The organism is Pseudarthrobacter sp. 1C304, from assembly GCF_052245515.1.
Taxonomy (GTDB): Bacteria; Actinomycetota; Actinomycetes; order Actinomycetales; family Micrococcaceae; genus Arthrobacter.
Window position 1 is genome coordinate 255,516 of the sequence record NZ_JBQQCH010000003.1, and the last position, 22,498, is coordinate 278,013.

The following is a 22,498-nucleotide window of genomic DNA, read 5'->3' on the forward strand; positions in this document are numbered from 1 at the left end:
TGAAAAGAGCCTCTCCCAATGCCTGCGAGGTGAGCTGTCGGATTCGGATGGGAGGCACCCGGCCGCACTCGGGCCCGAACATTGCGGGCCGTGCGGCTTCACCCCAAGACCCCTGGAACAGCGGGCCAAAATGTGGTTTCCCCGTCTCTGCCGGACGTTGCTGCGAGTTATCCCCTGGCCGCGGCAGAGTTAGGCAATCGGCTGGGGAGAGCCCGTCTCGGTAACAACAGGCACTTAACCACGGTAACGGAATGATCACGGAGTGTCACATCGAGGTAACGGCGGGGTGCCGGGCCGGCAGGTGATTGCCCATCGACGGCAAGGGCATCCGGCATAGGATGATGCCATCACCGTTCCCCCGAGGCGGAGGCCCGATCATGAACAATCCCGAGTTCAACCGGCATTGCGTCGCCCTGTGCCAGCTGCGGAGCGAGCCGCAGGAGGACTTCAGCGTCAACACTGAACTCCTGGTCCTGGAAAGTGGTGAAGTCCACGTTTCCACGTGGGACGCAGAGCCGCGCGACGGCGGTTTCGACGCGCACGTGCTCAACGACCGGGTGGATGCGCTCGGCTTTATGGTGGTCACCGATTGGGAATTCTTCGACGGGAAGGCCTACGCGGTGGTGGAGCGCCGGCCCGGGACCTGAGCCGGCCATAGAGCTGAGCCGGCCCGGGCCCGGCTGCGCGGCGCGAGGGTCAGAGATGCAGCTCGGGCCGGCGCCGGGCCATGTCGTCGACCACACGGGCGACCGCCTCCGCGGCGGCAGCGCCGCCGTCGTCCTCCACGTCCCGGCCGGACGTCGACGCCAGCACCAGGCGCGCATGGCGCGCGAACCGGGGCCAGTCCCCGGCACCTGCCCGGAGCGCGCGGAGCGGGGACAGCAGGGCGGCCCGGCGCAGCCAATCGTCGGGATCCCGCGCCCACCGGTCCAGGACGCTGTCGGCGCGCACCCTCCGGACGACGTCGAGCCGCTCCACCAGGGGGCCCACGACGTCGGTGGAGAGCGGGTCCACCAGCGCGGCCGTGCGTGCGCTCCGCACGAAGCCCTCGATCCGCGTCAGGTCCGTGTTGGTCAGGAGGCGGACTCTGGACTGCAGGAGGACGACGGCGGCGAGCCGGCGCTCGAAGACGGGCACCTCCCACAACTCGGAACTGAGCGCAGTGATGTCATCGTGCGTCAGTGCGGGATGGCGGCGGAGGGCATCGCGGACCGTGCCGCGGACCGCCCCGACGGAGGCGCCGTAATACCGGTGGTTGCCGCCGTGCCTCGCTTCGGCGTCCTCGGCGCGCTCCCATGACGACTCGCGCTGGAGCGCAGTGTCTATGAAGTCGCCGGCATCGCTCATTTCTTCATTCTGTCGCATGCCGGCGGACTTCCCGCGGTCGGGAACCTGCCGGCTGCCCACGGGAGCCCTGCCGGAGCCCAGGCGAATCCCAGGCGGGCGGAGCCTGCAGCGTGATGCCTGCGGCGTGAGGCCTGCACACCCGCGGCCTGGAGTCTGCCGGATCCCGGCCGGACCGCGTTGGTGGCGTGATGCCTGTCCGCCCGCGGTCTGGGACCTGCCGGCTTCCCCGCCGGCTCGCTGCCGGGCGGAGCTTGTAGCCTGTCAGTCTGGATGGATTGGCTCGTCGTTAAATGTCGTAGGTCAAAAGTAGCGTTGGATTATGGAGAACAGGCGGGATCCAGAGGCAGTTCAGCCGGCGGGCTGGACGGTCGTGGACGTGCCGCGGGTGGCCGTCGGCCGCCTCGAAGTGCCGGATTCGGGCAGGATGGGGCCGGAAGACGCCCAGCCGGGCCGGGCCGGGCACGAGGGCTCCGCCAGTGACAGTTTCGACCGTGAGAGTGCCGCGTTGATTGCTGAGATCCGGGAAATCGAGGACGAGAAGTCTGCGATGTCTGCCCGTCAGGCACGGCTGTCCGTCGCTTTCGATCTGGTCCAGCGCCGGAAACAGGCCGCCGCCGGGGTCCCCGCGGCGGAACTGGGCGCCGGGGTCGGAGCGCAGATTGCGCTGGCCCGGCGCGAATCCCCGGCCAAAGGCGGCCGGCTCCTGGGCCTCGCGAAAGCCCTCGTCACCGAAATGCCCCGGACCCTGGCGGCGCTGGAGGCCGGGCAGGTCAACGAATGGCGCGCCACCCTGCTCGTGCGCGAAACCGCGGCCCTGTCCGCGGAGGACCGGGCCGCCGTCGATGAAGAGCTCGCCGCCGACACCGGAACGTTCGACGGCGCCGGAGACCGGCAGATCATCGCCGCCGCGCGGGCCGCGGCCTACCGGCGGGACCCGCGCACCGTCACCCAGCGCGCCGCCCACGCCGCGACCGAACGGACCGTGACCCTCCGCCCGGCCCCGGACACCATGTGCTACCTCACCGCCCTGCTCCCCGCCTCCGCCGGCGTCGCCGTGTACGCCGCACTCACCCGGCACGCCGACACCGCCCGCGCCGCCGGAGACCCCCGCACCCGCGGGCAGCTCAAAGCCGACGCCCTCGTCGAACGCACCACCGGCACCCCCGGCGGGATCACCGGCGTCGAGATCCAGCTCGTCATGACCGACCGCACCCTCCTCCAGGCAGACGCCGAACCGGCCCGACTCCCCGGTTACGGCATCGTCCCCGCCGGATGGGCCCGGGAACTGCTCACAAGTGGAGGAACCGCCACGGGACCGGGAACCGGCACCGACCCGCACGAGGACCTGCGCATCTGGCTCCGACGGCTCTACACCACCCCGGGCACCGGAGACCTGGTCGCACTCGACTCCCGCGCAAGGCTCTTCCCGCCCGGACTCCGCCGCTTCATCACCGCCCGCGACGCCACCTGCCGCACGCCCTACTGCGACGCGCCCATCAGGCACCTGGACCACATCGTCCCCTGGCACGACGGCGGCGAAACCACCGCCACCAACGGCGCCGGACTCTGCGAAGCCTGCAACCACACCAAAGAAACCCCCGGCTGGCGGGTCCAACCCCGCCCGGGACCGCGGCACACCCTCAACATCACCACCCCCACCGGCCACACCTACCACTCCACCGCACCACCCCTCCCCGGCACCCCGTACGCCGAATCAATGCTGCCCGGCACTCGACACACCGGCCCCGTCCTGCCCGCAAGGCCGCTGGCAGACACAACCGCAAGGCCGACCCAGGACAGCACGAACCAGCGCCGCGAACTCCGGCGCCAGGCAAAATTACTTAGACGGGCCCGTCGCCAACGGCTGCCCGCGGCCTGACTCGCGGTCAGGCCGCGCGGAGAGCGCGCCCGCCGAAGAGTGCACCCGCGCCGACGGCCTACTGCCCCGGGGCCCGGTACGACGGCGTCTTCTTTGCCGCTGCGTCAAGATCCTCCGGCGTCAGGAGCGGCTTGAGGCGTACGTTCACCGAACCTGACGAGTTGATCAGGAGCGAGAGCGCGGCGGCATCGGACGGCGCCGGGACGTCAAAGACCCCCAGTACGTCTCTCTCCCCGAACGCGTAATAGAAACATTCGAGCGTTCCTCCCACGGACTTGAGGGCCTCGATCAGGGCATCGCGGCGTTTCGTTCCCCCTTCACGCATGAGGCCCTTGATGCCCTCGCCCACATAGTTCGCTTCGAACAGATATTTGGTCATGGCCCTTTCCGTCCTGTCATATCCAGGACCCGGGCAGCGCAAAACGCGTCACAGCCACTTTGACGGCGGGTCCCGGAATTGGTCCCCAGCATGGGGTCGTGGCCACATCGTAGGCGCTCCGCCACGCCCTTACAACGGTCACCGGTAAGTACCCCGGCCCGCGGGAAATCGTTGTGCGCAGTGGCTACGGATGCCACAGGCAATCACGGGCGACGGCGGTTTGTCCCTCAGGCGGCCTTGGGCCGGACAACAAGGACGGGACACGGTGCGTGGCCGATGACCTGGGTGGAGACGGAGCCCATGTGCAGGCCGTTGAACCCGCCGTGGCCCCGGGCCCCCACCACCACGAGGTCTGCGTCCTTGGCCGCGTCCAGCAGGGCAGACGCGGGAGAATCGCTGTGCACCACCTGTCCTGTGGCGGCCACTCCCGCGTCCTCCGCTGTCTTGAGGGCTTCGGCCTGGACCGTGCCGGCGATCTTTTCGGGGGAATCTTCCGCCACGACTTCGCCGGCGGCTGTTTCGAGCAACGCCGGATACCAGGAAAGCGGCGGCTTGCTCCAGGCCGTGACCACGCGGATCTGGCCGTTGCGCTGGCGGGCTTCCTCCACAGCCCACGTCAGCGCAAGGTGTGAATTTTCGGAACCGTCAAAACCCACCACAATCACGAACAAGCCTGTATCGGTCATTGTCTTTCCGTTCCCTAGCTTCGGTGAGCAGCCTGGACTTTTCAGTTTCCGCGCGGTCCAAAGTCAGTGTCAAGGCCGGGGCAGCCGGCCAGTAGTGGCGGCGTCCAGCCTCGACAGTAGGGTGTCGTCATTGGAACAGCAACGCTGGAGACGGATGGGCGCACTATGTGGGTTCCAGTGTTCTCCGTGGTCCCGCCGGAGAGCGGGACCGACAGCTTTGACCGGCTGGTGGCCGCGGCACTGGAGACGGGCCACGGCGCGGGCAGCACTGCCTAGCTTCCAGGTCCGGCGACCAGTCCTTTGGCATACGCCGCCTGCCCCACGTGCTGCAGGCAATCGGCGATGGTGCTCACCAGCCGCACCCCGAGCGTGACCGGCGGGTCCCAGCGGGTGTCCACAATCCGGTCGAAGTCCGCGCCGCCCAGGGTCTGCACGTAGTCCACGGTCTGCCGGTGAACGGCGTCGTAGTAGTCGCGCAGGAGATCCGCCGGGGCCTTCACGCTGTCCACCTGTCCGCTGGAGTGGCCGTAGCCGGTGTCGCGGCCGGAGAGCGGAAGATTGAAGCGGCCGGCAAACCCCTGCGCGGTCCAGACCTGTTCCAGGCCGGCGGCGGACGCGACCTGCGCGTCCTCCACCCGGCTGAGGTGCCAGATCAGCCACGCCATCGAATTTCCGCTCCCGCCGGGCCGGCGTGCCAGATCGTCGTCGCCGGCACCGTCGAGGACGTAGGCCACGGTCTCATGGATCCTGTTAAAGGCGTCCAGCAGCAGTTCATTGGATTGCATAGGGTCCCTCGCTGTTCATCGTCCGGTGGGTCCCCATGCTGGCACGGGGACCCACCGGACGGGAAGGGATGGCGGGACTCAGCGCGACGGTGTGAGGACCATCGCCGAGCCGCCCCCGCGCCGCACGGGTTCGGCCGCTGCGGTCATCCCTCCCCCGGGCAGGAACTCGATGGCGGTCGCCGCACCGATCTCCGCAGCAGAGGTGAACGCGTCGCCCGACGGGTTGAGCTTGTGCCCGTACCCCGTCAGATACTCCTCGAACTCGTCGATGAACGCGGGCTCGGCGGTGACGGCGGCAGTGTTCCGCTGCGAGGCCCTCGGCGCCGCGATGGCCTCGGAGATGTCCATGCCCAGGTCCACCCGGTTGAGGATGGTCTGGAGCACGGTGGTGATGATGGTCGACCCTCCGGGCGAGCCGAGGGCCAGGAACGGCTTGCCCTCCTTGAGGATGATGGTCGGGGCCATGGACGAGCGCGGGCGCTTGCCCGGCTGGATCCGGTTCGGATCGGAAGCGTCATACACGGTGGAGAAGTCGGTCAGTTCGTTGTTGAGCAGGAAACCGCGGCCCGGAACCACAATCCCGGAGCCGCCGGTCTGTTCGATGGTGAGGGTGTACTCGGCCACGTTCCCCCACTTGTCCGCGACCGTCAGGTTGGTCGTCGAGATGTTCTCGGTGTCCTTCTCGTCGGCGGCCGCTGCGGGGGCAGCCGGGCACACGCCGTCGTACGAGGACACGTCCCCGGGCAGGACCGGCTTGGCAGCGGCGCGTGCTGGGTCGATCTGGCACGCGCGCTCCTTGCCGAACAGTGGATCCGTGAGCGCCTCGGTTGGGACGTCGACGAACGCGGGATCGCCCACGTACTTGCCGCGGTCCGCGAAGGCCAGGGCGCTGGCCTCAAGGTAGTGGTGCAGCGCGCCAGGGCGGGACATGTCGGCGAGGTTGAACGTGTCCAGGATGTTCAGCGCTTCGCCCGTGGTGGTGCCGCCGCTGCTGGACGGTGCCATGCCGTAGACATCCAGGCCGCGGTACTCCACATGGGAGGGCGCCTGGTCCAGGGCACGATAGCCGGCCAGGTCCTTCGCCGTAAGGTACCCGGCCGGGACTGGCAGGTCCGTGCCGGCCGTCTTGGGCGGAGCCTGGACCGTCGAAGCGATCTCCCCCGCCAGCGGGCCGCCGTAGAACGCATCCGTGCCCTCCCTCGCGAGTAGCCGGTACGTCGCGGCCAGGTCGTGGTTCTGGAAGACGCTTCCGACGGCGGGGGCGTCACCGCCGGGAAGGAAGAGGCTGCTGGTCGACGTGAAGGCGGCGAAGCGGGACTTGTTGTCCAGGGTCTGCTGGCGGAACGTCTGGTCCACCACGAAGCCACGCGTTGCCACTTTGATGGCGGGCTTCAGCGCCTCGCCGAGGCTCAGCGAGCCCCAGCGGTCGAGGGCCCGCTCCCAGGTGGCGGGCGTGCCGGGAACGCCGACGGAGACGCCGCTGGTGACAAGGTCTGGGGTGAACCGGTAGGGCTGTCCAGTCGCCTTGTTGATAAAGGCATCGTTCGGCATTTTGGCCGGCGCCGTCTCCCGGCCGTCAATGGTGCCCACCTTGCCGGTCTCCGCGTCATAGAAAACGAAGTAGCCTCCCCCGCCGATCCCTGCGCTGTACGGCTCGGTCACGCCGAGGGTGGCGGCGGCGGCGACGGCGGCGTCAGCGGCGTTGCCGCCTTTTCTGAGCACATCGAGGGCAGCAGCGGAGGCCTCCGGGTCCACCGTGCTGACAGCGCCGCCGTAGCCGGTGGCGGTGGCTTCCTTCACCGTCTCGCGCGGGTCCGCGTGTGCGGGGCCAGCCACGGCGGCTCCTGTCACACTGAGGGCCAGCGCTGCCGTGACGGACACCAATCGCCGCGTGACACATGTCATGATCGCTCCAAGGGCTTGTATTGCGGATTGACATTTCCTGTCACGCTACTACGCGGCGGGTGGACACTCAATACGGCCCGGTCCGGAGACGAAGTTTCAAGGGCTTGGTCATTCCGGCCAGCTGACGCCTTTGCGGCAGGCTGCCGCGAGGGCGTCGCGGTGCCCGTCCAGCCATGCAAGCCGCTGGTCCTCCAGCAGGATCTTGCCGTAGTCGCTAGCAGACAGGCTTTCCCCGTCCAGGGCACGGCTCCGCCGGCCGAGGCCCCGCTTCAGCCGTTTTGCCTCCAGCAGTAGCGGCAGGGCTTCCAGCTCTGCCGCTGTGGGCTCCAGCTCCCGGCTGTAGGCGGCAAGCAGATCGGTCACCCGGCCAAGATCGAGCGCCACCTTGTTGTCCCGGCCGCCGGGGCTTGTGTAGACCTTGCCGACGTCGTGGACGGCGACGGCGAGGTCCAGGACCCGCACGTCCGCGTGGGCGCTGTCGAAGTCCAGGACCCCCACCACGTCGTCGCCGTCGAAGACAAGGCTCCCGCGCCGGGCGCCTCCGTGCACCACCACCCGCGGCAGCTCGGGCAGCAGGCCGGCCAGCCCTTCGAGAACACTTTCGGCCCGGGCCCGCAGGGCCGGATCAGTGTCCTGCGCAGCGACCCGGCTGCGCAGCTCAGTGAGCACCGCCGGCTCCGCCACTGCGGCGGGCTGGTCGGCTACCACCGCATGGTAGCGGGCCAGCGTCCGGCCCAGACCCTGCACGTGCGCCCGCGAGCCGCCGTCGAACGGCTGCCCCTCGATGCCGCGGGTGGCGATCCACCACCGGCCGGAGAGTTCCGCGTGGCCGGAGCCGGTGCGGCTGGGAACCACCTCCGGTGCCGGGAAGCCCCGGCCCCGGAGCAGGCGCATGAGGCCCAGCTGCCCGAGAAGCTCGTCCAGCGGCTTGAGCCGGTGCGAGCGGCGCAGGTAATAGATCCCGTCCGCCGCGGCCACGCGGAAATGCTCGTTCTTGCCGCCCGGCACCAGGCTTATGGAGGTCCAGCCGCCCAGCGGCCACAGGGCGGCGAGCTCGGCCAGCGGGAGTTCGTTCCCGGACCGGTCCAGCAGCACGCCCGCCGGGGTGGTCATGCCCCGGCCCGCCCGTCAACCACCCGGTCGAACTCGTCCCGGTACAGCCGGAACTCGGCATCGCCGCCGTCCCGCCAGTCCGCCTCCCCGGACTTGATGCTGCGGTTGACGCTGTGGAGGATGTAGCGCGCCCAATGGAACCGCAGGTTCCGCAGCAGGTCCCCGCGCGTCGCCGCGCGGTAGGCGTCAAGGAAGGCGGCGCTCGGCGGGTTGGCCCGCCTGATGTCGCCGGTGGCGTCGTGCACACCGATGCGCAGGCGGTGGAGGAACTCGGCTGCATCGCGGGCGGGGTCGGCGGGCGCGCTGCGGTCGAGGTCAATGACGGTCACCGCGTCCTCCCCGAGGAAGACGTGGATCGGCCGGTACTGCCCGTGGCTCTGGGCCACCACGCCGTCAGCCGTGTCGTGCGTGAGCGCGTCGAGCCGTTCGAGCATGGCCAGGGCTGTGTCGACGTAGCCCGGGTTCCCGGCCGCCACCTTGGCCAGGCGCTTCGCCAGGCTTGTCAGCTCGCCCGTCACCAACAGGGACTGCGGCGCCCCGACCCGCAGGTCGGTCCCGTGCAGGTGGGCAAGCCACCGCCCGGCGCGGGCGCAGGCCGCAACGAGCTCTTGACCGTCCGCTGCGAGCAGGTCCGACAGCGGGAGGCCGGGCGCACCCCGGCACAGGAGGACTTTTTCCTCCCCATACCAGGCCAGGGGTTCGACTGCCTGGTACGGGGAGCCCTCCCCCAGCCCGGCCCCGCGCAGGGCCTGCAGCTTCGCGTGCACAGCGGGTCCGTCCTCAAAGGGAAAGAGCTTCGCGAACACCGGGGGGCCGCCGTCGAGCTTCACCCGGACGGTGGCTGCCCCTGAGCCGTCGAGTTGGATCACCTGGGTGGTCCAACTCCCGCCGGCCGGGGCGTCCGGGCCCAGGTGGGGGCGGACGTAGTGGTCGAGGAACTCCGGTGTACTGACCCGCTCGGCACGATCGGTCTGCTGCTCCATCACCCGGCGGAACTGGGAGTGGACCTCGGCGCGGTTCATGCTTCCTCCTTCAAGGTGGTGATGTGTTCGGGCAGGGATTCGCAGGGGCTGGCGGCGTGGCGGCCGTAGCCGGCGGTGCCGTTGAGGAACGCCAGCGGGCCGGCGATTCCTTGGAGAAGGCACATCTCGGCGTAGAGGCCGCCGGCCGCGAGGAGGTGGCTGTGAGTGCCGCGTTCCACCACGCGCCCGCCGTCGAGCACCACAATCTGGTCCGCGGCCATGGCGGCCGTCATGCGGTGCGTGATGATCACCGTGGTCCGTCCGGATGTGACGTCCCGCAGTGCGCGCAGGACGGCGTCCTCGGACCGGGCGTCCAGGCCGGTGGTCGGCTCATCGAGCACCAGGACGGGGCACCCCTGCAGCACCGCGCGGGCCAGGGCCAGCCTCTGCCGCTGCCCGCCGGACAGGGTCGCCCCGCGCTCGGCCAGGACCGTCTCGTAGCCGTCCGGGAGCGCCTGCACAAACTCGTGGGCCTGCGCCGCGCGGGCGGCGTGCTCGACGTCGGCCGCAGACGCGTCGGGGCGCGCGTAGGCGATGTTATCCCGCACCGACGCCCGGAACAGCAGGGCGTCCTGGGTCACCAGCCCCACCTGGGCGTGCAGGCTCGCGCCGGTCAGGTCGCGCAGGTCGGCGTCGTCCAGGAGCACACGCCCGCTGGTGGGGTCCTGCAGCCGGCAGAGCAGGGCGGCGATGGTCGACTTGCCCGCGCCCGTGGGGCCGACGACGGCGAGGGTGCTGCCGACGGGCACGGTCAGGTCGATGTCCTGCAGGACGGGGTGGCCCGGCGTGTAGGAAAACCCGACGCCGTCGAGGCTCAGGCTGTCCTGTGGCCGGCCGGCGGCTTTTGCATCGGGCTTGTCCTGCACGTCTGGGCGGCGGTGCAGCGTGTCAGCGATGCGTGCGGCCCGGACACCGGCGCGGGTCAGCTGGGCAGGCAGTTTGGACAATGACCGCGTGGGTCCGAAGAAGTCGCGCAGGTAGGACGTGAAGATCACCAGGTCGCCCGGCGTGAGGGCACCCGCCAACACCCGCTGGGCGCCCAGCCAGACCAGGCCGGCGATGGCCACCGCCACCACGGCATCCACTGCGGCCCCGAACGCGCTGCTGGTGCGCGCGGAGCGCAGCACGGCCGCCACTGCGGCGTCGGAGCGGCTCCGGAAGCGGCGCGACTCATGTTCCTCCCGGCCCGTGGCCTTGACCAGCTTCACCGCGACCAGCGACTCCTGCGCCAGCGCGGCGAGGTCGCCCTCGATGGCGCGGGAGTCCTCCTCCACCGCGCGGATGCGCGCGCGGAAGCTGGCCACTGTCAGAAGGAGCAGGGGCAGCACCAGCAGCAGCGCCACGCTGAGCTGCCAGTCGAGGACCAGCAGCACCCCCGCCATGCCGGCGAGCGTGAGCACGTTGGTCGCGGCGTCGACCAGTGTCACGGTGAGCAGCGCGCGCACCCTGTCGACGTCGCCGGTGAGGCGGGTGGTCAGTTCACCGGTCGGCGTCCGCTCGTGGTAGCTGAGCGGCAGGCGCTGCAGGTGGTCATACAGCTTGGTGCGGATGGCCGCGGCCACGCGCTCGCCGACGACGGCCTGAGTGTAGCTGCGTGCTGCGCCGACCAGCGCGTCCAGAATGGCGATGCCGGCCAGCGCCAGGACCACCAGCGCAAGGATGCGCTGCACGTCCTGGCTGCCGGAACCGTCAGCGGGAAGCAGCACTTCGTCGAAGAGGTACTTCAGCGGCCAAGGCTTGAGGAGCGCCACCCCCGTCCCGGCAACGGCCAGCAGCCCGGCCAGCAGGCAGCCTGGCCACTGCGGGCGCAGGAACGGCCCGAAGGTCCGCAGGATCACTTTGGCGCTCATGACGGGCAGGGCGGAAGCACCCGCCTGACGCCCGGCAGCCGCGGCGCCGCTCCGTCTATACCGGGTGCCGCTCACCGGTACCCGCCCCCTGCCGCGTCCGCCACGGCCGCTTCCCAGCCGTTGAGCCAGTCCGGCACAAACGAGGGGTCTTTGACCGGGCGGACCACAAGGCGGTAGAAGAGGACTTCGGCGAAGGTGCGGGCCACATACGCCGGGGCGGCCCGGACTGCACCGGCGTCGCCGCCGCCGCCGGAGTAGCCGGCCTGGAACGCCTCCACCCAGGGCGCCGCGGCCGACAGGTCGCCGCGCCTCGACGCACCCATGGTCAGGGTCTGCCCGATGAAATGGCCAAGGTCCCGCGCGGCCGGGGCGAGGGCGGCCCGGTCAAAGTCGATGACCACAATGCGGCGGGCATCCAGGTGGATGTTCTTGGGCTGGAAGTCCCCGTGGGTCACCACGGTGCGCCCGGCAGTGCCGTTGCCTGCACGCTCCAGTGCCGCCAGGGTGGCCGCACTGAGCGCGGCCAGCCGCCCGGCGTCGTGCGGCAGCAGCCGGGCCAGCGCCGCCGTGTACTCGGTGAGCTTGAGCCGTTCAAAGTCCGCCGCGAGGTCCGGTACCTGCACGCCCCGGACAGCATGCAGCCGGGCGAGCCAGGCTCCTGCCCGGCCGGCGTCGGGTGCGGCCGCGCCCAGGTCGCCGTCCAGCAGCGAGTGGAGCGTGCAGGGCGGCGCTTCCTCCTGCGCAAGGAGCTGGCGGGCCGGATCGAAGCCGTAGGGTGCCGGGACCTGGTACCCGGGGTGGTCGAAGCCGGCGTGGCGCAGGCTGTCCAGCAGCCGCCACGCCTGCTCGCCGCCGCCTGCCCGGTACCCCTTGCCGATCACCGCCAGCGGGACCGGCGCCTCCGGGCCGCCGTTGAGCGCCACCGTCCACTTGACCACCGGCCGGCTGCGGGACGCGTGCACCACCGTGCGTGTGACCACCTGCACCGTGGCGGGCTGCACCGGGCCCTGCTCCCCCGGGTCCGCCTGCGGGTCGCGGGGCAGGTCATGGAGCGGGCCATTCAGCAGGGCGTCCAGGGGCGGCGGCGACGCCAGCAGCGACTCGGCGGCTGCGAGCCGCTCTGCCCGCGGCGCCCCGGAGGGCGTGGCGGCGACGGCACTCATCCCCGGCCTCCCACCGGGTCGTGGGCGGCCAGTCCGGCAAGCCGTTCGCGGGCCGCCTGCAGGGTCCGTGCCGCAGAGCCGTCCTCGACGTCCCCGGCGCCAAGGAGCAGATGGAAGGACCCTGCTCCGGCGCGCAGGCGCACCATCACGCCGTGTCCGGGTTCGGGCCCGGCGGGCTCGCACCAGGCGGTTTCCTCGTCGTCGGCCAGCGCGATCCACACCGCGGCGCCGTGGTTGCGCGCGCCCCGCCACGAACGTCCACCAAGCCGCTGCAGCCCAGCCGTGCCGTGCCGGAGCAGCCGGTAGTAGTCAGGTGACAGGCAGGACTCCACGGTGATCCCGGGTGCTGTTGCGGGAAGGTGATAGGACACCAGCAACGCGGGGCTTCCGGTCTCCAGGAGTATCTGCTTGCGGAGCCCGCGCAGCGGGCTGCCCGCCTGGACGTTCACCAGCTCCGCCCGGACGACGCCGTCCCCGCCGGAGATGCCCGCGAGGTACCGGTCGTGGACGCCGCCGCAGTCGGCGAGCGCTCCGGGGTGGTTGCCGGGGACGTCCATGTAGCGGTTCATTTCCTCCTGCCGGTTCCAGTCATCGGTGGGGTTACCGATGACCAGCACGCCGCCGTCGGGGCCGCGGCACGCGAGGTAGACCAGGCGCCCGCCGCAGTCCGGCGCCAGCACGGCGAAGAGGTGCTCGTTGCGCAGCACCAGCTCCTCCGTGCCGTCGTCGTCGATGTCGGCCAGCTCCGCCCCGAGCCGGCGGTCGCGGGTGCCGAACCACCGGGCCGCGGCGGCGAGGACGCCGGTGGCGCGGCCGTGGCTCGCCACCGCCTTCGCCCAGGCGGCAGGCGGCCGATCGGGGAGGTCCGTGTCGTGCCAGGCGGTTTCGTAGCCTGACGCCAGGAGGTGCTTCCACGCCAGCGCGGTAAGCCGCGGCTCCGCGTCTGCCTTCTCCGCCACGGTCACGGCACGGCGGGCCCGGGCGAGGTGCTCCTGGTACGGGCGCCAGGCCCGGTCCTGGTCCCACCCCCGGTAGTCCTCCCCCGCGTGCCAGTCCTGGGCCAGCTCCACAAAAGTGCCGCGCTCCACCACGCGGATGCCGGGGACGCGCCTGCGCTGGCGCAGCCATGACGGGAGGTCCACCGGCACCAGCTTCGGCTGGGTGGCCAACCAGCGCAGGAAGTCCTCGTACCGGCCCAGCGCGGCGGGGTGCCACGGGCCCACTCCGGCGCTCTTCTCCATGTCATCGGCGTACACCAGCACGGTGTCGTCGCCGGGGGCGGTGGGGAGTTCGGCCGCGCGGGACAGGCTGCGCCAGCGCTTCCGGCCGTCAGGGGGGATCCAGTACCGCAGCCGGGTGGACATGGGCACCACCTGCATGCCGTGGCCGCCCGCAATGCAGTACGGGCGCAGGGCGTCCGCCGGCGGCGGGCTGTCCGGGTCGGCACCGTCGAAATCGGCCCGGTCGCCGCCGTGGGCGCCGTCGGTGGGATAAAGCAGCCGGTCATCGAGCAAGACGTACCGGTAGCCGCCGTTGGGGAGCGACGGGTCCGTGAGGATCCCGGCAAGCCGGTCGGTGTCCCACACGCGTTCGGGAACCCAACAGATCTCCAGGTCCTCGGGCGCACATCCCAGGTGGCGCCGGTAGAGCCAGAACAGCTCCTGCAGCTGCCGGCGGTTGAACTCCGGGTCGAAGGACGTCAGGACATTCTCGGAGTAGGTCCCGCCGACCAGCGAAACGAGTCCGGCCGCGCGCAGCCGGCGGACGTCGGCAAGGAACCAGGGGTGGTGCCAGGCGGCCGCTTCGACCATGGTCCCGGACAAATGCAGGGCCACCGGGGTGCGGTACTTCTCATGCAGTTTCAGCAGGGCCCCATAGCCGGCAACAATCGCGGTGAGGCCTTCCCTGTCCTGGTAGCCGTCGGTGACGAGGTACTGGTTTGCGTGGTGGACGAGGGCCAGGGGAAGCGGCGCAGGGCGCGGCCTGGAGCGGGGCGCCAGGACGCCCGGCCGCGCGGCGCCGACGTCGGTGTGCTGGCCGACGTCGGGATGCTGCCCGACGTCGGGATCCCGCCGCGAGCGCACGGCTTCCTCATACAGGGTGGCGTACTCCCCGGCTGGCCCGCACCAGGAGAAGTCTGCCGCCATCACCCGCTGCTGCAGCCGGTGCCATTCAGGCACACGCCGGTAGACCGCGAGCGCGTTGTCCACGGCCGATAGCAGCGAAGCGACCCGGCGCTGGACGAACACGAACCCCAGCCCCGACTCCGGATCGTCGGCATAGTCGCTCACCGTGTCCGCGAGGCCCCCGGTCCGGCGGACCACCGGAATGGTGCCGTACCGCAAGGCGATCAGGGGGGTCAGCCCGCAGGGTTCGAAGACGGACGGTGCCAGGAAAAAGTCGGCGCCGGCGTAGACCTGCCGGGCCAGGGATTCCCGTGACGTGGGGTGGTACGCCACGTTTCCGGGGAAACGCGGAACCGCGGCCTGCAGGGCCCGCCGGTAGCGCGGCGCCCCTTCGCCCACCACCACCACTTGGGCTCCCCGGGCCACGATCTGGTCCAGCGCCGCGGACAGCAGGCCCACCCCTTTCTGGGAGACCAGCCGGGCAACCATGCCGAACAGCGGACGGTCCGGCACGGGATCCAGGTTGCTGATGCGCTGCAGCACCTCCTTGTTCACGGCCTTCCCGGCGGCGAAGGAGCCGTCATAGCGGGTGGCGATCCAGGGGTCCCGCCGGGGGTTGAACTCCTCGTAGTCGATGCCGTTGAGGATGCCCTTGGCGGTGTCCCCGCGGGCACGCAGCAGTTCATCCATCCCCGCCCCCAGGGCCGGGGTGCGGATCTCCTGCAGATAGCGGGGGCTGACAGTGCTGACCCGGTCCGCGAAGGCGATGCCCCGCTCCAGCAGGGTGCCGGCCGGGGGAAGGCCGGTCAGCCGCTCGGTGGCAGCCCCGACCCGCCCCTGGTAGGCGACGTTGTGGATCGTAAAGACGATCCCGGTGCGCGCCAGCTCCCGGCGGTGCCGTCCCTCCCGGGCGTCCTGCGCCACCAGGCCGCAGTGCCAGTCGTTGCAGTGGATGACGTCGGGGCGCCACGCTTCCTGCGCGGCCAGGGCCGTGACGGCCTTAGCGAACAGCACAAACGGCAGAACGTCGTCGTCCTGGTAGCCGTACGGGACATCCCGCTCGAACCAGCCCGGAATGCACAGTGAGAAGACTTCCACACTGCCCAACGGCTGCAAGCGCCGGACCTCGACGCGCTCAGCGACCGGGCCCAACGGGACCTCGAACGCCAGCACCGGGGTGCCCCCCAGCCCGCGGTATCCCGGGATGACCAAATGAACGTCGAAGCCGAGCTCGGCCAGGCGCTTAGGCAGCGCGCTGCTGACATCGGCCAGCCCGCCCACTTTGACGAACGGATACGCCTCGGCGCTGGCAAACAGCACGCGCTGCGCCCGTCGCGGGCTGGAGCCGCCGGCCGGCGTGCTGTCCATCACAGGGGGCCGCAAGTATTCGAATGGAGCCGGAATCTGCATCGTCCCACCTCACTCCAAGGCGCTGGCAAAGACCGCCGGAGTTTGTTGTGTGGGGCCAGTCTTGTCCCGTCCAAAGTGGGGTGTCAACAGTAAAACCTTAGGGGATATCGCCCTGCAGGCGGCCGGCCGGGACCATCCCCTTCGGGTGAGGTCCCGGCCGGCAGCACGCCTCTAGGGTCAGAGCATGGCTCGACCGCGATTACCGCTGGCCAAGGCCCTCAGGGGGATACTGGGCTACGTCACTGTGAGCGTAATCTGCGGGGTTCTTGCCGCCAGCCTGGTGGTCCCCGCCGTTGCCGGGGCCGGAGTCACCCTCCGGGAATCGGTCGGGTTCTTCAACGGCCTTCCCGGCGAACTGACCATCGATCCGCCGTCGCAGTCCACCACAGTCCTCACCGCGGACGGCAAGACCATCGCCACGTTTTACGCGGAGAACCGCGTGCGGGTCAGCCTGGCTGACATGTCGCCCTACATCAAGGATGCGATAGTGGCCATCGAGGACCGGCGCTTCTACGAGCATGCCGGCATTGACCCGCAGGGCATCCTGCGGGCCCTCGCGTCCAACATCACCAACGGCGGCAGGCAGGGCGCGTCCACCCTGACGCAGCAGTACGTCACCAACGTCCTCAACGAGTCCCTTGTGTCAGCGGACAAGGGGGACCGGATTGTCCTCAACGGACAGAAGAGCATCGGGGACAAAGTCCGCGAGATGCGGTTGGCCATCGAACTGGAGAAGAAATACACCAAGGACCAGATCCTCGAGGGCTACCTCAACATCGTGTTCTTCAGCCGGGACGCCTACGGGATTGAAGCTGCATCGCGCCACTTCTTCAACACCACGGCCAAGGACCTGACCCTGACGCAGGCCGCTGTCCTGGCCGGGCTGGTGAAGAGCCCCAGTTTCTACAATCCCTCCCTGTACCCCGAAAACGCCCTCCAGCGGCGTAACCACGTCCTCGACGCCATGCTGGAGCTCGGCCGGATTTCCCGGGCGGAATACGACGCCGCTGTGGGTAGCGGGATTGACCTGAACCTCAACCCGGGACGGCAGGGTTGCGCCGGCGCGGAGATGGCACCTTACTTCTGCGACTACGTGTCCCACCTCATCCTGAACAACCCGGCGTACGGCGTCGACCTTCCCTCGCGGGTACGGAAGCTGTACCGCGGCGGTCTTACCATCACCACCACCCTGGACAGCCGGCTGCAGGCGGTGGCGCAGGCGCAGGTGGATGCCACCGCCGGCGCGAACCCGGACAAATGGGGCGCCTCCCTGGTGTCCGTCGCGCCGGGGACGGGGAAGATCCTGTCCATGGCGCAAAACACCGTGTTCCTTCCGGAGGAGGGAAAATTCGACACCCAGTTGAACTTCAATGTCGACTCCAAGGACGCCAAAGGCAATGACCTGAACGGCGCCGGCGGGTTCCAGCCCGGGTCCACCATGAAACCGTTCACCCTGGCGCAATGGCTCCAGGAGGGCAGGTCCCTGGCGGACACGGTGGACGCGTCACGCCGGACGTACCCGCTCAATTTCAAGTGGAGGTCCAGCTGCGGCAAGGTCCTCGGCGCCTACAACTCGAAGGAGAAGAGCCTCGGCGCGGCGGATGACCTGCAGAACAACGACGCCGGCTACTACCGCAGGATGCGGGTGGACTACGGGCTGTACAACTCCATTAACACCGCCACATTCGCCGAGGCAGCCCAGCTGGACTTCTGCGGCATCCAGAAGATGGTGGACGCCACCGGAATCCACAGCGGCCTGGACAACGCGCAGGTGAACATGCACCAGCTGGGCAACCTGCTGGGGGCGATCGGGGTGGCGCCGCTGGTGCTGGCCAACGCCTTTGCCACGTTCGCCAACGACGGCACGTACTGCGAGCCGGTGGCCATCACGGAAGTGACCGACGCGGCCGGCCAGAACCTCCCGGCGCAGACCCGGTCCTGCCGGGAGGCCGTCAAACCCAGCGTCGCCCGGGGCGTGAACTCCGTGCTGCAGGACGTCCTGAAGAAGGGCTCTGGCGTGTACATCAAGCCCAAGGTCCACAACAGCTTCCCGGTCGCGGCCAAGACGGGCACGTCGAATACCAACGGCGCCACCTGGGTGGTGGGCTACACCAGCGGCCTGGCCACCGCGTCGTTCTTTGGCGACGCCCTGGAAGGCCAGAAGCGGCCCGGCCAGAACATCACCGTCAACGGCAAGTTCTACAAGGCCATCGACGGCTACATGCTCGCCGGCCCGCAGTGGGCCAACTACATGCTCGAGGTCGGCGGACTCTATCCCGCGGCAGCGTTCCCGCCGCCGTCGGAGCAGATGACCAGGGAACCGGGGAAGTCCGGCAAATCCGACAAGCCGGGCACGTCCGGGAAGTCCGGCAAATCCGACAAGGGTGAGGACTGAACTGCCGTCGCCGGCAGCCGCATGTCCCTGGACGTCACCGTCCTGGACACGAACCGCCGGGGGTGACGTCACAGGTCCCCGGACCGGTCCCCTAGCCGCTCAGGCGCCAGCTGACTCGGCGCGGTGTTTGGATGCCGCCGAAAGAATGCGGGGACGCGCCGGCGCGCGTCCAGCGTGACTTCCGGTGTAACAGCCCGGCCCGGAGGCGGGTAGAGCCCTTGGCCCTCATCACCGTCCCTGACGAATCCGGCTGCTGTCCCCGCTTCACAGCCCCGGCCGCCCAGTACTTCCGGCACTGGTCCTTCGGCGGAGTCCCGGCGTATTCTGGGCATCCGTTTTGAGCGCAACAGCTGGACAGACCATGGCGCGGAAGACACGAACTCGAACTCGACCGGCCGCGGCCCTCTGGAGGGTCCTCGGATTCGTCGCGGTGAGCGCGATCTGCGGTGTCCTGGTCGCCAGCCTGGCGGTCCCCGGCGTCGCTGCCGGCGGCATGGCCGTCAGCAGGTCGATCGTCTATTTCAACAGCCTCCCCGCTGAGCTGGCGGTTGAGCCGCCGTCGCAGTCCACCACGGTGATGAGCGCGGACGGGAAACCGATCGCCACCTTCTACGCGGAGAACCGCGTGAAGGTCGGGCTGGACGAGATGTCCCCCTACATCAAGGACGCGATCGTCGCCATCGAGGACAGCCGCTTCTACGAGCACGCCGGCGTTGACCCGCAGGGGGTTCTCCGGGCGATCTACTCCAATCTGACCAGCGGCGGCAGACAGGGCGCCTCCACGTTGACCCAGCAGTACGTGACGAACGTGATCAATGAGTCCCTGCTGTCCGCGGACAGGAGCGACCAGGTCGTCCTGAGCGGGCAGAAGACCGTCGGCGACAAAGTACGGGAGATGAAGCTCGCCCTTGATCTGGAGAAGAAACTCACCAAGGACCAGATCCTCGAGGGTTACCTCAACATCGTGTTCTTCAACCGGGACGCGTACGGCATTGAGGCCGCAACCCGGCATTTCTTCAGCACCACCGCAAAGGACCTCACCCTGCCGCAGGCTGCCCTGCTGGCCGGCCTGGTCAACAGCCCCAGCTTCTACGATCCCGCCGTCCACCCGGACAACTCCATCAAACGGCGCAACCAGGTCCTGGGCGAAATGCTCCGCGGGGGAAAAATCAGCCAGGCCGATCATGACGCCGCCGCCTCAAGCGGGGTTGAGCTGAAGCTCACGCCGGCGAAGCAGGGGTGCTCGGCGGCCGACATGGCGCCGTACTTCTGCGACTACGTCTCCCGCCTGATCCTCAACAACCCGGCGTACGGCCCCGACGTCGCCAGCCGCGAGCAGAAGCTGTACCGCGGAGGCCTGACCATCACCACCACGCTGGACAGCAGGCTGCAGACGGCCGCGCAGGCGCAGGTCGATGCCACGGCCGGGGACAATCCGGACAAGTGGGGGGCGGCGCTGGTCTCGATCGCGCCGGGCACCGGCAAAATCCTGGCCATGGCGCAAAACACCGTGTTCCTCCCGGAGGAAGGAAAGTTCGATACCCAGCTGAACTTCAACGTGGATGCCAAGGACGCCAATGGCAACGATTTAAACGGCGCCGGCGGTTTCCAGCCCGGATCCACGATGAAACCGTTCATATTCGCGGAGTGGCTCAACGAGGGCAAGTCCCTGGCCGCCGAGGTGGACGCCGCCCGGCGCACTTATCCGCTGGACTTTCCCTGGAAGTCCACCTGCGGAAAGGTCCTCGGCGCCTACAATACGGCTGAAAAGGACCTCGGCGCCGCAGACGATCTGCAGAACAACGACGAGGGCCACTACCGCACAATGCCCGCTGATTACGGGCTCTACAACTCCATCAACACGGCCACTTTCGCGGAAGCCACCCAGCTGGACTTCTGCGGCATCCAGGCAATGGTGGACGCCGTCGGACTCCACAGCGGCGTGGACAACGCACAGGTGAACATGCACCAGCTGGGCAACCTGCTGGGGGCCATCGGGGTGGCGCCGCTGGTGCTGGCCAATGCCTTTGCCACGTTCGCCAATGACGGCAAGTACTGCGCACCGATCGCCATCGCCGACGTGAAAGATGCAGCCGGCGGGAAACTTCCGGCCCAGACCGGCGACTGCCGCATGGCGGTCAAGCCCGAGGTAGCCCGCGGCGTAAATGCTGTGCTTCAGGATGTGCTGAAGAAGGGCTCCGGAGTCTACATTGAGCCCAAGGTCCAGGGTCAGGTCCCAGTCGCGGCCAAGACCGGCACGTCCAACAACAACGGCGCCACCTGGGTGGTCGGTTACACCAGCGGCCTCGCCACCGCATCCTTTTTCGGCGACGCGCTGGAGGGCCAGAAGCGGCCCGGCCAGAACGTCACCGTCAACGGCAAGTTCTACAAGAACATTGACGGCTACATGCTCGCCGGCCCGCAGTGGGCGAACTACATGCTCGACGCCGCCGGACTCTACCCCGCGGAGCCGTTCCCGGCGCCGCCGGAGTCGATGACACGGGCCTCCGAGGACGGCGGCTGAGGGACCTGCACCCGGTCCTGTCCCGGTGTTCTACGCGGACATTCTGCCCGGATCCGAGAGGCTGCCAACGACACTGAAGATCAGGGCCATGTAGCCGACGAAGAACACCGTCCCCAGGATGAACAAGCCGATCCCCACCCAGCCGAGCACCCGCCCCTCAGGCGCAGGCACTCCGAACGCCTCAGCCTTCTTCGCCCGGCCGATCGCCAGCGGACCGAACAGGATCCCCAGGCTGAATATCGACAGGACGCCAAACACGGTCGCCAGCCGGGCGTGCCGCATGCCCTCCATATACCAGCGAAGCTCCCCCATGGTCACCGGCCGCTGATCCTGCTGCTGGAAAGCGTTTGGTGGTCCGTACTGGCTTGTCGACATCTGTCCCCCGGTTTTCGATTGTGTTCCTCATGGTTGCTGTCACAGCATATGGCGCGCCGGTCCCCCGGGGGGCGATCCCGTGCCGGGGGTCCAGAGGCAAAAGGATTTTCGCCGCGGAACCTCCGGTACATGAAGTCTTTCGCCGAGGCGTGGCCGGACTTCCCAATGTTGCAACAGGCTGTTGCAAAATTGGTGAGGGGCCATATCGTCATTCTGCTGGAGAAACTTAGCGACGAGGATACCCGGCTGCCGCCGTCGAAAGCGGTTGGTCACGGAACACCCTGACCCACCACACCGAAACGAAGCTGCACGAACGCTCCGGCAAGGCTGGGCAGGGCGCTCCGAATGTGCGCGCTGCGGCAGCGTCCTACTTTCCGGCGATGAAGTACGCGTTGAACGGGTCCGACTCGACGTCACAAGACTCCACGTCCGCGAAACCGGCGTCGGCCAGCATCGACAGCGCCAACTGTTCGCCCCAGACGGTGCCCAGCCCGTCGCCGTCGAGCCCTAGCGAAACGCTCATGCAGTGGAACGTCGAGATCGCGTAAAGATAGCTACCCCACGGGAGCCCGATGTTCTCCTCCACCTTGCTGGATGCCTTGATGTCCACCATCAGGAAGGTCCCGTCCGCCCGCAGTGACCGGTGGATGTTCCGCAGCACCGCGGCGGGATGCGCCTGGTCGTGGATGGCGTCGAAGGCCGTCACCAGGTCGAAGCAGTCCGCGGTGTCCAGGGCCGCCACATCAACCACCCCGAAGCTGGCGTTCGCCAGGCCCCACCGCGCTGCCTCATCGCGGGCGGCACGGATGGCCGCCTCGGAGAAGTCGTAGCCGGTGAAGCGGCTGGCAGGGTAAGCCCGGGCCATGAGGTTGACCGCGTGGCCGCTGCCGCAGCCGACGTCGGCGACGTCGATCCCGGCCGCCAGCCGCTCCGGCAGGCCGGGCACCAAAGGCAGGATCACGTCCAGCAGCGCCGCGTCGTTGACCGCCGCGCTGGTCTCGGCCATGTTGCGGTGGAAATGGGGGTAGTCCTCGTAGGAGAGCCCGCTGCCGTGCCGGAACCGCTCGACAATCTTCTGTTCCACTTCGCCCATCATGGAGATGTGCTGCATCAGAATCGCCATGTTGTCCGGGCCCGCGGCGCTGGTCAGGACGGCAGCATGTTCGCGGGGCAGCCAGTACGTGCCTGTGACAGGGTCGTAGCAGACCACGCCCGCTGTGGTCATTCCGCCCAGCCATTCGCGCACATAGCGCTCGTTGAGGTCGCCGGCGTCGGCAATCTGCGCACTGGTGGCGGCAGGCAAACCTGCCAGCGTCTCGAACAGGCCCGTCTGGTGCCCCACACTGGTCAGCAGGGCGATCGAGGCGTCGTTCAGGATGCCCAGATAACGGCCGGCGAAAGCCTGGGCTGCCTCCGCGTCAATCTCTCCCAGGGATACTTCTTGGTCGATGGTCATTGTTGTTCCTCCGTTTGGTACAGGCGTCGCTGCCTGAGTTCTTCCAGCGTAGGAATGAGGGGGTGGCGGCGGCATCGGGCAAA

Annotated in this window: 17 protein-coding genes and 1 riboswitch; of the genes, 5 read left to right on the forward strand and 12 right to left on the reverse strand. The window is 69.1% G+C overall.

Annotation, left to right across the window (positions count from 1 at the left end; all coding sequences use genetic code 11):
- Positions 1-5: 5 nt before the first annotated feature.
- Positions 6-175: riboswitch (cyclic di-AMP (ydaO/yuaA leader) on the reverse strand.
- Between the two features lie 202 nt (positions 176-377).
- On the forward strand, positions 378-647 hold the full coding sequence (locus ACTWQD_RS08735; RefSeq protein WP_443195757.1) for a hypothetical protein: 270 nt from the start codon (positions 378-380) through the stop codon (positions 645-647).
- Between the two features lie 49 nt (positions 648-696).
- On the opposite strand, the gene ACTWQD_RS08740 is transcribed toward ACTWQD_RS08735, so the two are convergent.
- The gene (locus ACTWQD_RS08740; protein WP_443195758.1) at positions 697-1,347 is read right to left on the reverse strand and encodes a DNA alkylation repair protein; all 651 of its coding nucleotides are present in this window, start codon (positions 1,345-1,347) and stop codon (positions 697-699) included.
- A gap of 319 nt (positions 1,348-1,666) precedes the next feature.
- Between ACTWQD_RS08740 and ACTWQD_RS08745 the strand changes: the two genes are divergently transcribed.
- Entirely contained in the window at positions 1,667-3,226 is a 1,560-nt protein-coding gene (locus tag ACTWQD_RS08745) for a DUF222 domain-containing protein (protein WP_443195759.1), read from the forward strand.
- Between the two features lie 58 nt (positions 3,227-3,284).
- Here ACTWQD_RS08745 and ACTWQD_RS08750 read toward each other — a convergent pair whose 3' ends face one another.
- From ACTWQD_RS08750 to ACTWQD_RS08790, 9 genes are all read right to left on the reverse strand, one after another.
- On the reverse strand, positions 3,285-3,605 hold the full coding sequence (locus ACTWQD_RS08750) for a GYD domain-containing protein (protein ID WP_443195760.1): 321 nt from the start codon (positions 3,603-3,605) through the stop codon (positions 3,285-3,287).
- 227 nt (positions 3,606-3,832) lie between these two features.
- Complete coding sequence (locus ACTWQD_RS08755) at positions 3,833-4,291, reverse strand: universal stress protein (protein WP_443195761.1); 459 nt, start codon at positions 4,289-4,291, stop codon at positions 3,833-3,835.
- A gap of 272 nt (positions 4,292-4,563) precedes the next feature.
- Positions 4,564-5,076: a mycothiol transferase gene (locus tag ACTWQD_RS08760; RefSeq protein ID WP_443195762.1), complete on the reverse strand. Its 513-nt coding sequence runs from the start codon at positions 5,074-5,076 to the stop codon at positions 4,564-4,566.
- Between the two features lie 78 nt (positions 5,077-5,154).
- Positions 5,155-6,981: a gamma-glutamyltransferase gene (gene ggt, locus ACTWQD_RS08765; RefSeq protein ID WP_443195763.1), complete on the reverse strand. Its 1,827-nt coding sequence runs from the start codon at positions 6,979-6,981 to the stop codon at positions 5,155-5,157.
- A gap of 108 nt (positions 6,982-7,089) precedes the next feature.
- The gene (locus ACTWQD_RS08770; protein WP_443195764.1) at positions 7,090-8,094 is read right to left on the reverse strand and encodes a phosphotransferase enzyme family protein; all 1,005 of its coding nucleotides are present in this window, start codon (positions 8,092-8,094) and stop codon (positions 7,090-7,092) included.
- Positions 8,091-9,116: a hypothetical protein gene (locus ACTWQD_RS08775; protein WP_443195765.1), complete on the reverse strand. Its 1,026-nt coding sequence runs from the start codon at positions 9,114-9,116 to the stop codon at positions 8,091-8,093. The genes ACTWQD_RS08770 and ACTWQD_RS08775 overlap by 4 nt, the downstream gene beginning before the upstream one ends.
- Complete coding sequence (locus tag ACTWQD_RS08780) at positions 9,113-10,966, reverse strand: ABC transporter ATP-binding protein (RefSeq protein ID WP_443195766.1); 1,854 nt, start codon at positions 10,964-10,966, stop codon at positions 9,113-9,115. Before ACTWQD_RS08780 ends, ACTWQD_RS08775 begins: the two co-directional genes overlap by 4 nt.
- 71 nt (positions 10,967-11,037) lie before the next feature.
- Positions 11,038-12,129 (reverse strand): phosphotransferase, encoded by a 1,092-nt coding sequence (locus ACTWQD_RS08785; RefSeq protein WP_443195767.1) that lies wholly within the window; start codon positions 12,127-12,129, stop codon positions 11,038-11,040.
- Positions 12,126-15,623 (reverse strand): glycogen/starch synthase, encoded by a 3,498-nt coding sequence (locus ACTWQD_RS08790; protein WP_443195768.1) that lies wholly within the window; start codon positions 15,621-15,623, stop codon positions 12,126-12,128. Before ACTWQD_RS08790 ends, ACTWQD_RS08785 begins: the two co-directional genes overlap by 4 nt.
- A gap of 226 nt (positions 15,624-15,849) precedes the next feature.
- On the opposite strand from ACTWQD_RS08790, the gene ACTWQD_RS08795 reads away from it, so the two are divergent.
- On the forward strand, positions 15,850-18,060 hold the full coding sequence (locus ACTWQD_RS08795) for a transglycosylase domain-containing protein (RefSeq protein ID WP_443195769.1): 2,211 nt from the start codon (positions 15,850-15,852) through the stop codon (positions 18,058-18,060).
- A 361-nt stretch (positions 18,061-18,421) separates the two neighbouring features.
- Complete coding sequence (locus ACTWQD_RS08800) at positions 18,422-20,584, forward strand: transglycosylase domain-containing protein (protein ID WP_443195881.1); 2,163 nt, start codon at positions 18,422-18,424, stop codon at positions 20,582-20,584.
- A gap of 30 nt (positions 20,585-20,614) precedes the next feature.
- Here ACTWQD_RS08800 and ACTWQD_RS08805 read toward each other — a convergent pair whose 3' ends face one another.
- Positions 20,615-20,959, reverse strand: a complete 345-nt coding sequence (locus ACTWQD_RS08805) for a hypothetical protein (protein WP_443195770.1) — start codon at positions 20,957-20,959, stop codon at positions 20,615-20,617.
- 129 nt (positions 20,960-21,088) lie between these two features.
- Here ACTWQD_RS08805 and ACTWQD_RS08810 point away from each other — a divergent pair, with 129 nt between their 5' ends.
- The gene (locus ACTWQD_RS08810; RefSeq protein ID WP_443195771.1) at positions 21,089-21,244 is read left to right on the forward strand and encodes a hypothetical protein; all 156 of its coding nucleotides are present in this window, start codon (positions 21,089-21,091) and stop codon (positions 21,242-21,244) included.
- Between the two features lie 82 nt (positions 21,245-21,326).
- Here ACTWQD_RS08810 and ACTWQD_RS08815 read toward each other — a convergent pair whose 3' ends face one another.
- Positions 21,327-22,415, reverse strand: a complete 1,089-nt coding sequence (locus tag ACTWQD_RS08815) for a class I SAM-dependent methyltransferase (protein WP_443195772.1) — start codon at positions 22,413-22,415, stop codon at positions 21,327-21,329.
- Between the last annotated feature and the right edge of the window lie 83 nt (positions 22,416-22,498).